The 13,529-nt window shown below is 68.3% G+C and carries 9 protein-coding genes; 5 read left to right on the forward strand and 4 right to left on the reverse strand.

Annotated features, from left to right (window positions below; translation table 11 throughout):
• Positions 1–132: 132 nt before the first annotated feature.
• From tnpC to KGA66_RS24925, 4 genes are all read left to right on the forward strand, one after another.
• Positions 133–1,389 (forward strand): IS66 family transposase, encoded by a 1,257-nt coding sequence (gene tnpC, locus KGA66_RS24910; protein ID WP_211471274.1) that lies wholly within the window; start codon positions 133–135, stop codon positions 1,387–1,389.
• Between the two features lie 1,830 nt (positions 1,390–3,219).
• Positions 3,220–3,462 carry a hypothetical protein gene (locus tag KGA66_RS24915; protein WP_211471259.1) on the forward strand — a complete coding sequence of 81 codons (243 nt, stop codon included), beginning with the start codon at positions 3,220–3,222 and terminating at the stop codon, positions 3,460–3,462.
• A 547-nt stretch (positions 3,463–4,009) separates the two neighbouring features.
• A complete protein-coding gene (locus tag KGA66_RS24920) occupies positions 4,010–4,354 on the forward strand; it encodes a hypothetical protein (RefSeq protein WP_211471261.1) in 345 nt (114 codons plus the stop codon).
• Between the two features lie 114 nt (positions 4,355–4,468).
• Positions 4,469–5,569, forward strand: a complete 1,101-nt coding sequence (locus KGA66_RS24925) for a hypothetical protein (protein WP_211471263.1) — start codon at positions 4,469–4,471, stop codon at positions 5,567–5,569.
• A gap of 171 nt (positions 5,570–5,740) precedes the next feature.
• On the opposite strand, the gene KGA66_RS24930 is transcribed toward KGA66_RS24925, so the two are convergent.
• The 3 genes from KGA66_RS24930 to KGA66_RS24940 all read right to left on the reverse strand — a co-directional run bounded on the left by KGA66_RS24930 (position 5,741) and on the right by KGA66_RS24940 (position 7,126).
• Positions 5,741–6,184 (reverse strand): hypothetical protein, encoded by a 444-nt coding sequence (locus KGA66_RS24930; protein ID WP_211471264.1) that lies wholly within the window; start codon positions 6,182–6,184, stop codon positions 5,741–5,743.
• A gap of 319 nt (positions 6,185–6,503) precedes the next feature.
• Complete coding sequence (locus tag KGA66_RS24935) at positions 6,504–6,761, reverse strand: hypothetical protein (protein WP_211471266.1); 258 nt, start codon at positions 6,759–6,761, stop codon at positions 6,504–6,506.
• A 98-nt stretch (positions 6,762–6,859) separates the two neighbouring features.
• A complete protein-coding gene (locus KGA66_RS24940) occupies positions 6,860–7,126 on the reverse strand; it encodes a hypothetical protein (RefSeq protein WP_211471268.1) in 267 nt (88 codons plus the stop codon).
• A gap of 677 nt (positions 7,127–7,803) precedes the next feature.
• Here KGA66_RS24940 and mobF point away from each other — a divergent pair.
• Positions 7,804–12,432, forward strand: coding sequence for a MobF family relaxase (gene mobF, locus KGA66_RS24945; protein ID WP_211471270.1), 4,629 nt, complete (start codon positions 7,804–7,806; stop codon positions 12,430–12,432).
• Between the two features lie 3 nt (positions 12,433–12,435).
• Here the strand turns inward: mobF and KGA66_RS24950 are convergent, their stop codons facing one another.
• Positions 12,436–13,329 (reverse strand): helix-turn-helix domain-containing protein, encoded by an 894-nt coding sequence (locus KGA66_RS24950; RefSeq protein WP_211471272.1) that lies wholly within the window; start codon positions 13,327–13,329, stop codon positions 12,436–12,438.
• Positions 13,330–13,529: the final 200 nt, after the last annotated feature.

Here is a 13,529-nt window from a genome sequence, read left to right on the forward strand (position 1 = left end):
GTTCGTGCACTGGCAGTTCGGGACGATGCCGTAGGCCGGGTGGTGGGAGCCGGGTGAATCGAGAGGTTCACGCCCGGATCTGAGAGAGCCGGGGGGTGAGAGTCCCCCCGGCCACTCGCCCCGTCGAGGGACATCTTCACCAAGCCGGCCAAGCCACCGGCGCCGAAGTCCTCACGCAAGCGGGGCGGGCAGCCCGGCGGGCGGGGCGGCGGGCTCGCGCTGGTCGAGCATCCCGACCGGATCGAGCACGAGTTCCCAGACGCCTGCGGCGGCTGTGGTTCGCCGCTCGGCAGGCGGGCCGAGGCCGAGAGCGTGGGCTTCACCCGCCGCCAGCGCACCGACGTCCCGCCGGTGACCGCGCAGGTGACCGAGACCCGATTCCACACAGTGGCCTGCGACTGCGGGGCCCGCACCGGCGCACCCGTGCCCGCCGAGGTGCCCGACACCCCGACCTACGGGCCGAACCTTAAGGCCCTGGCCGTGTATCTCGTCGTCTGCCAGCACGTGCCGGTCGAGCGGGCCGCGCAACTGATCGCGGATCTGACCGGCGCCGCGCCGTCGACCGGGTGGATCGCCGCCCAGTTGGCGCGGGCCGCGGGCCTGGTGGCGCCGGCGCTGCGGCTGATCCGGGCGCTGCTTACGCTCGGGCACGTGCTGCACGCGGACGAGACCACCACCCGCATCCGCGCCGGGCGGGCCTGGCTTCACACCGCGTGCACCGACAAGCTCACCCTGCTCGCCCTGGCCGCGCGTTCCCGGGCGGGGGCCAGGGGCCTGGGGGTGCTCGACGCCTTCCGCGGCACCCTGGTGCACGACGCGCTCAACTTGTACGACGACTTTCCCCGCGCCTCCCACCAGCTGTGCGTCGCACACGTGATCCGGGAGCTGACCGCACAGCACGAGCAACACCCCGAGCAGCGGTGGGCCGACCAGATCCGCTGGGCGCTCGCGCGCCTGATCGAACAGGCCCGCCAAGCGCGCGACGCCGGACTGCACCACGTCCCTCCCGAACAGGCCCAGGTGTACCTGCGCGCCTACCACCAGGGCATCGCCGTCGGGCTGTCCCTGCATCCCCGCACGCCCGCACGCAAGCAGTCTGACGCCACCAACCTGCTCGAACGCCTACGCGACCGCGCCGACCAGTACCTGCGCTTCACCCGCGACCTGCACGTCGCACCCACCAACAATCAGGGCGAGCGCGACCTGCGCCCCGTCAAGACCCAGATCAAAATCTCCGGCTGCCACCAGTCCGAAACCGGCGCCGCCAACTGGCTCGCCGTGCGCTCCTACCTGTCCACCGCCGCCAAGCACGGCCTGGGCGCCCACGCCACCCTGCGCGCCGCCATGACCGGCGAGCTGTGGATGCCACCCATCGCCATCGAAGACTGACCAACCCGATCAACCCACAGACGAATGCTTACGTTACGTAGCGGCCCTCTTGTTGGCTCCCGGTGTGACAGGATCGCAGTGAAGAGGACTGACATCGATGCGGCGATGACTAGTGTGATAATGATTGCTTTAAATGACAAGATGCGTGGCATGGGACATTGGGTGTGTCCGCAATTTTTGGTACACATTGCAATGCATCTTGCGAACAGGGCAGTGCGTGCTGACATGGCGAAGAAAGTAAGTTCTATAACAACACCACCAACTACAACCGCCCAATACGCGTATTTCGCCATCCATCGGATCGGATCGTGCTCAAAACTTATCATCGTAACGCAGTAAAATAGTGTAAGTACTGCAAGGGCAAGAATAAGCCCGAAAGATAATATGTCAGCCGCTGCAATCGCGGGCTGGGCCTGGGCCACACCGGCAGCAACTCCGAAGGCGAGCGTACAAGTAAACAGAGAACCCGAAGCGAAAAGCAGCCCTGTGCAGATATGCCATACTTTGATGTCGATATTCTGCCCCAGTGTTGCTGGTGTCGGTGTTGCCGAATTCGGTTTTTCGGCGCGAGAGACGTATACGCTTATTGTGGTGATGGCAAAGGCGGCAAGAATGCCGCTAAATGCGGCATAAGCGATTGCAAAAGTATCTAATCCGCTCACGGAACCCCTCTAATTTTCCATGAAGTTATGAAGTTACGTTGATTCCCTCGTGCACGTAGCGGTAGCCGGTGGGGAGGTCAGCGCGGAGCGGGGAACTCGCGCTTGAAGCCACGGCGCGGGAGCCAGCTTCCATAACGTCGAACCTGCGTCGGCGCCACCTGCCCAAACCTGTCCATCGCGTCTCCCGCTCTAGACATGTGCTCTTCAATCCGCTGCTTACGGACGAGTTCGTATGGGTCTGAGTGAGCTTCAATCGCGCGGAGTTCCGCTGCAACGTCGCTCAGCTCGTTGACCGTCTCTCGTGCCCAGTGAGCAGCCTCGGAGCCGTGTCGGAAAAGCAACTCAATCAGCACCGCGGCTGACACAAGGTCATCCCAGGCGTCAAGTAGTACCTCCAGCGGCTCGCTGGCGGCGGTGCTACGTGGCCGCCGCGCGAACCGTCGCACTGCCTCTGCGCGCCGAAGGAGGTCCTCTGCGGCTAGGAGCATCCGACTGCGGAACTCGGCCGCTCGTTCATGAGAGACCGTGAGCAGGGTTCCGATGATGCTGCTACCGAGCCCGCTTCCGAGTCCAACGATGATCGCTCCCCATACCGGCACCCGCCAATCATCGCAGTCCTTCGTGTGCTGAGTGCAGGTTCAACGAGGTATGGTGACGGCGCTCGTCAAAGACAGAAATCGGGAGAAATCGGGAGAACCTCAGAGTCCCGCTCCGGGGGGCCGGACTCAGCGATGATCCGTGATGTGCAGATCAGCAACGGCGCAGCAGCCGCCCTGGAGATGTTGCGGCGCAGCCGTTCTCGTCGGCAAGCTGCCGGACAAGTGGAGGGTCGGGTAGGTCGGGCGGGTCATCTCCGTACGCGTCACCCGAAGGGTTGCCGCACGCCGCCCGACAAGGCACAGCCCGCCGCGTACAGAGATGACCCGCCCTCAGCCTCAGCCCTGGGCGCGGCCCGGCATGGTGGCCGAGCGGCCCAGACCTACCCAGCACGTAGACACGAAACCCGCTATGAATAGTTCCGCTGTTCATCTGGGTGCGACAGCGGAGCGCACACCCCGGTTCCCGCCCCCGGCGCACGCTCACGAGGCCGCATCTCGTTTACGCCGTCAAGATCCGGGCACAGGGAAGCGCCCGATTCTGGCACTGGCACATACGCGGGGGAACCACCGTGACCGAGCAGCCGCGGACCGAGCCCGAAGACGAGCGCGCGGAAGCGCTGATGGACCAGGCCGCCGGCGACCTACGCTCACACATGAACACTGCGCTGGCCCACCTCAACCGCCATCGCGAACTCCTTGCCAACCTCGTCGGCGCAGGACTGACCATCCTGCCCGCAGCCGCCGAGCAACTCGACCCGCGCAACCCGCGCGACACCCCTGCCCCGCACACCACCACAGTGTCCGGGACCTAAACAAGGGCGCTGCGCTGCAGGAGGCGGACTGCCGGGATTCCCACCAGCTACGTCATGGCACTTCGTCCCGCCGACCAAACGAGGCCGTGCGTCGAGTCGAGCGGGACTGGTCGGGAGGGCCGCTGTGCCGGGAATCGAACGTACAAACCGCGCTACGCAGATCAATGCGAGCGAGGTTCGCACTCCGCTCGCGGTCTGGGTGATGCGTATCCGGGCCGCCCTTGCGAGGCGGACAGGTCCGCGATCTGCTCATCGCGAACAGCACGTTCCAACGCATCCCGTAGCTGGATCGCCAGATTTTATGCGGGAACGCCACAGCGGCCACCGTGGTCTCGGCCGGTACCTCACACGGCACCTCCGGACAGATCGACAACGCAACCCTCCGAGCAACATCACCATCCGCGACCCGACACGGATCGCGGGCAGTGATGTTACGCAGGCCGCGAATAGACCAACGGGGTCGGACCCGCGCGCGGAGCTGGCCTCGTGACGTTGTCGTACGTCGGCGATAACGTCGAATCCTGCGCAGCTGAGGAAGGGAACAACGATGACCGTGACACGGCAGCGGAAGACGGATGAGACAACCGTGTTCGACGTCGGGCAGATGCTGCTCTTCGCCGAGAAGCTGGAGCAGAACCAGCAGTACGGCCGCGAAGGCGCCCGCAGCAGGGCGGCCGAGCAGATCCCGCTGGCCTTTGATTCCCCCACCCTGCAGGACGCCGTCCGGAGCGCCGATCCGCTGCTGCCGTCGCTGCTCGCCATGGAGATGAACCTTCTGGCCCGTCGCGGGGACTGGGCGGCGCGGCGTGCCGACTTCGTCGGCGCCGCACGTGACGCCCACCTGGCCGAGGCTGCGCGGCGCTCCGCACACTCAGTGGCGCCCGCCGACTGACAGTCCCGTAAGCCGTTGGGTCTCCTCCCGGTGGCCGAGCCCGAGTTTCGGGACGCAATTCGGATGGTCCGGAAAGAGAGCGATCGTGTCGGCGGCGACGGCTATCGTCGGTCCATGACACTGTCCCGGGAACCGCTGGCCGTGCGCGAGGGAGCGGATATCGCGCTGGTACGCGAAGGCGTGCCAGCGTCCGTCGTGAACGCGCTGCGCGCGTGGATCTTCGAGACGGTGAAGTCCGATGAGGACGAGGCGGAGCATGCGCTGATTCGCCTGGACCTGGTGGTGTCCGACGCCTACTGGCAGCGCTATCGGCAGGACGTGGCGCAGTACAAGGTCAGGCAGGCCGAACTGGACGCGCAGTACGAGGCCAGGCAGGCCGCTGTCGAGGCGCGTCAGTCCGCGACCGAGAAGTTGTCGCTGACGCCGGTGTACGCGCAGTCGCGGGAGTTCGCGCCTGCGCCTACGAGCCCGTACGTGCGGTTCCTGGCCTACGGCACCCCCGCTGAAATGCTGTGGTATGTGGCCGACGATCTGTTGCACGCGCTGTGCGCGGAGCCGCTGCCGCCTGACGTCCCGATCACGACGTTCGCGCGCAAGTTCGCGGCGCGGCGGCGCACGAAGAAGATCACCGCGTCGTTGCGGCGGCTGCTGGAGGAGTCGCGCTCGGTCTATGAGATCGCCCCGGACGACCGGGGGCTGCGCCGGCGCATCGACGTCTCGCTCGCCCAGCAGGCCGACCAGGCTGAGGAGTTCGCGATGGCCGCCGGCCGCCCGGCCGCCCGCCAGCACCTCGCCCGGGCGCGGGGCAAGCTGCTCGCGCTCGATCCCGAGCCGGACGTCGCCTATGGCGAGGCGATCCGCGCGGTGGAGGCGGTCGCGAACCCGTTCCTGCTGCCCCGCAACCCGAGCCCGACCTTGAGCCTGGCGCGTGACCACCTGCGCGACGCCGCCGCCAAGTACGAATTCGTGATCACGGCAAAGAGCGGCGTACCCGGCAGTGTCGCCGTGGTCGTCGAGATGCTCAGCACTCTGTGCAGCGGGCAGAGCGACCGGCACGCTGGCGGCCCCAACAACGCCCCGGTCACGCAGGAGTCGGCCGAGAGCGCCTTCGCCCTTGCCGTCACCTTGGTGATCTGGTTCAGCACCGGAGCCGTTCGGCGGCGTCCTGACGCACTGCCGCGAGGCCGAAGCGCTCCGCCCGCGCTCGGGCAGTAAGGCCGGCCGTCCGGTTGTGTCATCGGACCGCCGGTGCCCCGAGCTCGGTGACGAAGCTGCGCGAGCGGACCGGCCGCCTCGCTGGCGCTGAGAGCGAGGACAACGACGCGGTGAAGTGCAAGGTCCGTGCGGACGGGCACCACAGTGTGTACGGCCGGGTAGGCGTGTTGGCTACAGGTGGCCGAGCTGGCCGCCGAGGACGGTGGCCGCAGTCTGAACGAGGACGTCGCGGCCGGCACCGCCGAGGAAGGCGAGGGTGCGCTTGAGCGCGGTGCGCCGTTCGCCATCGGGCTCTGCGTCGGCGGCCTGGCCCAGCGTGGCCAGCAGCCGGTCGGCCAGTTGCTGGGGTTCAGGCCACGTGCCGACGGCTCGGCGGGCCCGCTCGGTCACCCCTCGGACCAGAAGCGGGTACGGCGCCCCTGCGAACATGACCCCTTCGATGAGCGGCGGATCCGCCTCCCAGAGAGTTTTGAGGGCACGTTTGACCTCATCCTCGTTTAACCCGGCGAGTTGGCCGATCTGGCCGGGCTTCAGCCGGTGAGCGTCCACGTCATCGAAGTGCTCCACTAGCGCGCGCAGCACGGGCAACTCGCGCCGTTCCCAGGTCGGTTCCATGCCGCGCACCCTATGGGGCGAGACCGACAACGCCGCCTCCGCCACCGCGAAGGTTGGTCGCGCTCACGGGGGTTGGAGGGGTAGTGCCGCCCGAACCGCCGGGGCGTTGGCGGGCGCAGCACCCGCGGGCTGGACGGAACCACGCGGCGCTCTGCTTCGTAGCGGAGCAGTCCGCTGCGGCGCGCTCGATTCGGCTCAAGTGCGGAGCGTTACGCCGGTAACCCGCCTCGTGTCTTACCCTGTCCTCTACCTAGATCACCTGCCACCAGGCCACGCGCGCCTCGTTCATGGCCAGGTCGCAAGACATGGATCGAGCCGATCAGCGTCCGCGAGCAGGCGAGACCACCCACTGCGCATCGGCGCGTCCGATGGCGTCGTATTCCACGGTGTACGAGTCGCCGACGATCTCCACGGCATTGCCGTATTCGTCGGCGAATTCCTCGCCGAGGTTTTCGAGTCGGTTGAGCGCGCGTGCGATTGTCGCGTACTGCTTGCGGATCGCCTCGCCGCGCGCGACCTGCTGCCCGCGTAAGTAGTCGGCTGCGGCGTCAATGTCGAGGGGCTGCGGGTCCGGCATGCTCGGCAACTCTAGCTGCCTCCTGTGTCGCTCCCGTCAGCCAGGTGACGCTCCATCCGGGGTCGGCTGGATTGGACGCCGGCGGGACGGCACGCTGTCTAACGTGGGGTCGTGTGTCCGTTGGCAAACCACCAGTTGTCCGTATTGCCCAGCCCGCTCAGGTCCGGCTGCGGGGCGTCTGGATCTACGCGAATGTTCATGCTGCCGTCGTCTCCAGGTTCGATGGTGATCGTCACGCAGTCGCTGTCGTTGAGGTCTTCCAGGCCACCTAGCGCTTCCAGCTGACTCGCTCCGAGGGGCGTGTCCACACGGAACGCTCTGGCCCGTCCGGTGTTACGAGCACCGGCCCGAATCAGCAACTGCATCGCGCGCTCGAAGTCCTCGTTCTCTAGTCCGCCTAGCGTGACCCGAAAGAAGGGGCCGGTAACCTGCGCTCGTAGAGCGTCGTCAGTCGTAGGCGGGCGGCACGTTTCACATTGACCGCCTTCGGTCCCCACACGCACCCGCTCGCAGGACGCGCACAGCCACGACTGGCACACGGTGCAGCGGGACGCAGCCGGGTACCACCTCGCATATCCGGTAGGTCCCTGCAGGAGCCCATCCCGGCAGGAGCACGTCGCGAGCTTCGCCTGCCGCTCCCGCTCGACCTCGGTGGCAAGCCTGTCGCGTTCCGGCTGCCCCTCCCGCCAGATCCTGGCCCGCTCGGCGTTGGCCAGGTCCCTCGCCCTGCGGCAGACCTCACGCTCCGAGTCGGTCAGGTGAGACCAGCACGCGACTACCGGCTCCGGCTCCCCGACAACAGCGGGCCACTCCGCTGCCTCACGCTGGCAGGAGCGCCCCTTGGTCGCAGCCGATCGGGTACAGATCATCGGCATCCGCACATCATCCCCGCCGCCAGACAGTCGGCGGAGGGGATCTACTCATCGCCGCCATGTGCTTATTAAAAACAATCATCAGCTCACCTGAACAGTCCAACGCCCGTAGTCAACAACACACCTTTTGCAGTTAATCTGATCATGGGTTACCGCGTGGACGCGGCGGCGTGGCGAAGGCGTGGAAGGTGGTGATCGGGTCCGTGATGACGATCCACAAGATCACTGCTGGGGATGGCTACACGTATCTGACCAGGCAGGTCGCAGCCGGGGACACCAGTCCCGAGCGTGGAAAGTCAGCGGCGGCGTACTACGCCGAGACCGGTAATCCGCCGGGCGTTTGGATGGGGACGGGGTTGGGCGTTCTCGCGGTCTCCGGAGCAGTGTCGGAGAAGCAGATGACGGCGCTGTTCGGGCAGGGTCTGCACCCGGATGCCGAGGCGATCACGGCGGAGTATCGGCGCGAACACGTGACGGCCAGGATGACCGAGCGGCAGCTGGCGAAGGTTAACGAGGGCGCGCGGCGGGGCGCTGCGTTGGGCCGTCCGTTCTCCACCTACACGGATCTCGGACCGTTCGATCAGCGCGTAGAAGCGCGGCTGGCGGCGATCCGGGCAGAGACCGGCCGGGAGGCGACGGGGGCGGAGGAGAAGAAGGTCAAGTGGGAGGAGGCGCGGCGGCAGCGTCGGGCGGTGGCGGGGTTCGACCTGGTGTTCACGCCGGTCTCTTCGGTCTCGCGGCTGTGGGGCCTGGATCCGCGGCCGTGGGTGCGTGAGGCGATCGAGCGGGCGCACTTTGCGGCGCGGGATGCCGCGCTCAAGCTGCTGCAGGAGCACGCTGCGCACACCCGTACCGGCTCGTCGGGGCAGGCGCAGATCGAGACCCACGGGTTGATCGCCGCTGTCTTCGACCATGCGGACAACCGGCTGGGGGAGCCGAACCTGCACTCCCATGTGGCCGTGTCGAGCAAGGTGCTTGGGGTGGATGGGAAGTGGCGAGCGCTTGATGCCCGGGGTCTGTACCGGATGACGGTGGCGGCCTCGGAGCTGTACAACACGGTGTTGGAGAACGCGCTGCACGCCAGTCTCGGGCTGGAGTTCGAGACGCGCTCGGACACCGCGGGCAAGCGGGAGCCGGTGCGGGAGATCACCGGCTTCCCCGCCCGAGTGCTCTCCCATTTCACCCGGCGGCGCTCGGACATCGAGACGGAGTATCAGCGGCTGGTGGCCGAGTTCCGGGCGGCACATGGGCGCGATCCGTCCCTGTCCGCGGCGCACACGCTGGCCCAGCGGGCGACTTTGGCGACCCGCCGGGGTAAGAGGCCGCCGCGGGCCTGGTCCGCGATGCGCGAGGAATGGCGCGCACAGATCGCCGAGGAATTCGGGCCGCAGGCTCTGAGCGCAGTGACGGCGGTGGTCTCCGAGCGCCGGATTCGGCGATCGAAAGCGGTCACCAGCGAACAGGTGGACGTTCCCGCGGCGGCGGCGCGTGTAGTTGCTGAGGTGCAGGAACACCACGCGACCTGGACGCGCTGGAGCGTGCTGGCCCAGGCGCAACGGGAACTGCGCGGGACGCGGTTCACCAGCCCCGCCGAGCAGGACCGCGCGGTCGCGCTGGTCGTGGACGCGGCGCTGTCCACGTGGTCGCTCACCACGGAACCGCCCGAGTTGGTGGCCGAGCCGGCGGCGCTGCGCCGCTCGGACGGTTCGTCCGTGTTCACCCAGCACGGGGCCGAGCGCTACACCAGCCAAGCCGTCTTGGACGCCGAAGCGCGCTTGGTCGAGGCGGCTGGAACCGCCACCACGGTCGGGGTGGACGGGCAGAGCGCGGACGCGGTACTGGCCGAGCACGAGCAGCGCACCGGACGGCAGCTCGATCCCGGTCAGCGCGCGTTGGCGAAGGCGTTCGCGTGCGACGGGCGGCTTGTGTTGGCCGGGATCGGCCCGGCCGGGGCGGGCAAGACCACTGCGATGAAGGCGCTGGCCGAGGTGATCGATGCGGGCGGAATCGGGCGGCTGGTTGCGTTGGCCACCTCCGCGTCGGCCGCCGGCGTGCTGGCCGTGGAGCTGGGCACCGGGGCGGAGAACCTGCACAAGTTCCTATGGGAGTGGACGCGCGGCAAGCACGCCAAGGATCTAGCTAAGGGTCGCAACGTGCCAGGGCTGGAGTTCTTCGCCCTGAACCCGGGGGACGTGATTTTGGTCGACGAGGCGGGGATGGCCGGGACCTTGAACCTGGACCGGCTCGTGCGGATCGCCGCCAGCCGTGGCGCGGTCGTGCGCCTGCTGGGCGACTACCGGCAGCTGGGCGCGGTGGAATCCGGCGGCGCCCTGCGGCTGATCGCCAACGCATCCGGGGCAGTGGAGTTAAGCACCCTCTACCGCTTCGCCGACCCGGCCGAGGCCGAGGCGACGCTGAAGATCAGGGTCGGTGACACCGCCGGGCTCGACTTCTACCAGCAGGCCGGGCGCATCCGGCACGGCTCGCACCAGAGCATGACCGAGCAGGCGTACGCGGGCTGGAAGGCGGACATGCTGGCCGGGCGCACGGCGCTGATGGTCGCTGCCACCAACGCCGAAGTAGCCGGGCTGTGCGCGCGGGCGCGCGCCGACCGGGTGGCCGCAGGACAGGTCGAACCCGGCGGGGTACGTCTGCACGACGGCAACGTGGCCGGCGAGAGGGATCTGATCGTCACCCGCGACAACGACCGCCGACTGCGTGCCGGAGCGCGGGACTTCGTCAAGAACGGCGACGCCTGGCAGGTGCTCGCGCGCCATGAGAACGGGGCGCTGAGCGTGGAGCACCTGGAGCACCACGGCCGGGTCCTGCTCCCGCCGCACTACGTCGCGGCGAACGTCGAACTGCTCTACGCCACCACCGCGCACCGCGCCCAGGGCTCGACCGTCGAGCGCTGCCACGCTCTGATCACCGAGGAGATGGCGCGGGAGAACTTCTACGTCATCACCTCCCGCGCCCGCCACGGCACTGTTCTATACGTGGCCACCCACGAGCTGGCCAGCCTGGATCAGGACGAGCACGTGGATGCCGTGCGCTTCGACGCTGACGCCTACGCGGCCCGGGAAATCCTCGAACATGTCGTGGCCCGCGAAAGCGCTGAACTGTCGGCGACCGAGCAGATCGCCGCCGCCTACGCCGAGGCCGAATCCCTGCGCACGCTCGTTCCCGGCTACGAGTACGCACTCGACCTCGCCACCGACAACCACTACCGGCACCTGGTCGAGCGGGTGCTGCCGGAGCTGGCCGAGCAGATCACCACGGACTCTGCGTGGCACGCGGTTCTGCGCGCACTGCGCGACGCCGAGGCCGGCGGATGGGACGTCCCAGCGCTCCTAAAAGGCACAGTACGGCGCCGGGAACTGGCCACCGCCGAGTCCCTCGCGCAGGTCATCTCCTGGCGCCTGCGCCGGGTCATCGACAACGAACTACCGCCGAAAAGCGGACCCGAACCCGCGCCCGCCGAGGCGTTGCGCTACCGCGCCATCCTCGCTCGGCTCGCCCCGACACTGGCCGCACAGATCGCTCCAGCGCCCGAACCCGCGGCGTCGATCGTGCTCACCGGCACCGATCGGGAGCGGGAGTACGTAAGCGCCTTGCACAAGACGCTGGGCACTGTTCGCGTCAATCAGGCACGCAACGATCCGGCGTGGCCCGCGCTGCTGCTCGCGCTACGCCGCGCCGACGATCTCGGGCTCGACCCACCCGACGTCATTGCCGCCGCCGTCGACCGCCGGGCGTTGCGCACCGCGCCGTCGCTGAGCCAGGCCGTTGCTCTGGACGTTCACCGCCACCTCGATGCCCGAACCGCCAGCGCGATGGACGATCCGCACTCCAACTGGCCGCAGATCATGCGTCTGCTGGCACGGTTCGAACAGGCCGGCACCGATCCCGCCGCCGCGCTCGCCGATGCCGTTGCCGCCCTCGAAACCGGTCTCGACCACGCCACGCTGACGGCAGTCGCCAGGCAGCTACGCACGACCGCACGCCAGCTCGACGACCCGTTCCTGCCTGCCTGGTTGCGCACCGCCCGGCCCGTCGACGAGCCGCAATGGCAGCCCTACCTCGACACCCGCGCCGAGCTGATCCGCAGCCGCGTCGACCAACTGGCCCAGACAGCCGCTTCCACGCGCCCGGCGTGGACCTCCCACCTCGGGGAGGAACCGGACGACCCAGCTGGGCGCGAGATGTGGCTGCGCCGCCTGTCCACCGTGGCCGCCTACCGCGATCAATACCAGGTCGCCGACGACGACCCGGACCATCCGCTCGGCCCGTACCCCGAGCGCGGACGCGTCGGCCACCGCGCCTACTGGATCGCCGCCGCATCCCTGCTGGCACTGCGTGGAGCCCGTACGCAGACCGACCCGAGCTGGGGACAGTTGGCCGCCGATCGCTACCAGACCTTGGAGCGCGTCGAGCAGACCCGCATCGCCGCCCAGCTCGCCGGGCAGCTCGGCTCGCACTGGCTCGGCGACCCCCGCGACCCGGCCGCCGACGCCGACCAGCCCGTCTATCGCAACCATCTCGCCGCCATGCTCGTCGAGCACGGATACCTGGACGAGCCCGATTCCGGTCCTTCCCCAGGACAGGCGTCGCGCAGCGCGCGCGCCGCAGCGGGCGCGACACGACGGCCGGAACGCCAAGGCCGTACGGCCCAGCCGCACCCGCAACCAGAGCCCGGACCCCGGCACGCCGAACCTCCGCGACGTCAGCCAACCGCGCCAATCCAGCATCCGCAACCGAATCCACCGCACCAGCCGCGCGGACCCCGGCCGGGCACGTAAGGCTCACGCTGGAGCAGGCATCACCGCGTCGATCGACAAGCCGCGCAGCGCCGCACGAGCCATCGCACCACCCCGCGCACGCACCTGGGCGAAGTCGGCCCCAGCCCGAATCCCGGCGGGTTCCACGTCCCGGCAAGTGCGGCACAGACCAGGGACGAGGACCGGGACGGCGCACCCGTCGCACTCCAGCCGGGATGGCGCGACGCTGCGCTCTGCGGGCAGCTTCGAGCGCAGACGCGTCTCAACGAATCGCACCGGGTGATACACCTCGCCGCGCGGCAGACCCGCGGTCAGCGAGCCGATCACATGCAGGTCGGACGCTCCGCGGCGCCGCCACTCGGTCACCAGCGGCGCGAGGCGCAAAGCTTCACCCCGCCCCATCGACAGCTTCGGCTCGGCCCGAGCGACGCGTGCAAGCAACTCGGCGCTCGCCCGTGTCTCTACATCGCCATCTCCCTCCCTCCCGACGTCCGCATCGTGAGCGGGCGGTGCGGGGAGGGTGGGTTCTTCATCCTGTTCCTTCACCAGGTGATCGCCGTTTGCGCTGGCAGCCAGAGCACCGGAGCCCGGAATCACGGTATTCGGCGCGGCCTGCGATGACGGCTCTCCCGGAGCGTCGAACACGTCCACTTCGGTGTAGATCCGGCCCTCAGCGGTCCGCTTGACCGCGCGCCGCAGGTAGCCGAACCGCTCCAATTCCCGCAGCGCGGACGCCACGCGCTCGCGCCCCTCGGGCGTGCGGTCAGCCAATGTGCGAATGTCGCCGCGCTGCCCGTTGGGCAGCGAAAGCAGATGGCTGAGAATGCCGCGAGCACAGAAGCTCAAACGGTTGTCTCGAAGAACCTCGTTGCCCAAGGTCGTGAAAAAGCGCTGGTGCGCGCTACGATGGATGCGCATCTGGGAGCCTCAATCTCCTGGTGCCATGCCCCGGCGGTGTTGACGCACCGGCCGGGGTCCTTGCTGTTCAGTTGCAAACATTCACTGGGAAATCGGAGTGTGACGGTGTCCGCCTTGCGGTGACGCAGGGTGTGTGGGGTGTGGTGGGGCGTGGGTCGATCTGACGGCCGGTCATGTGGTTGGATCTGCTCGTGCCGGAT

Source organism: Actinocrinis puniceicyclus, assembly GCF_018283645.1.
Classification (GTDB): domain Bacteria; phylum Actinomycetota; class Actinomycetes; order Streptomycetales; family Catenulisporaceae; genus Actinocrinis; species Actinocrinis puniceicyclus.

What these genes read in the sequence shown, in the direction of transcription:
- KGA66_RS24920 (WP_211471261.1), top strand. Translation starts at nt 4,010, where the DNA reads ATGACCGTGACACGGCAGCGGAAGACGGATGAGACAACCGTGTTCGAC.
- KGA66_RS24925 (WP_211471263.1), top strand. Translation starts at nt 4,469, where the DNA reads ATGACACTGTCCCGGGAACCGCTGGCCGTGCGCGAGGGAGCGGATATC.
- KGA66_RS24930 (WP_211471264.1), bottom strand. Translation starts at nt 6,184, where the DNA reads ATGGAACCGACCTGGGAACGGCGCGAGTTGCCCGTGCTGCGCGCGCTA.
- KGA66_RS24935 (WP_211471266.1), bottom strand. Translation starts at nt 6,761, where the DNA reads ATGCCGGACCCGCAGCCCCTCGACATTGACGCCGCAGCCGACTACTTA.
- KGA66_RS24940 (WP_211471268.1), bottom strand. Translation starts at nt 7,126, where the DNA reads ATGCAGTTGCTGATTCGGGCCGGTGCTCGTAACACCGGACGGGCCAGA.
- KGA66_RS24950 (WP_211471272.1), bottom strand. Translation starts at nt 13,329, where the DNA reads ATGCGCATCCATCGTAGCGCGCACCAGCGCTTTTTCACGACCTTGGGC.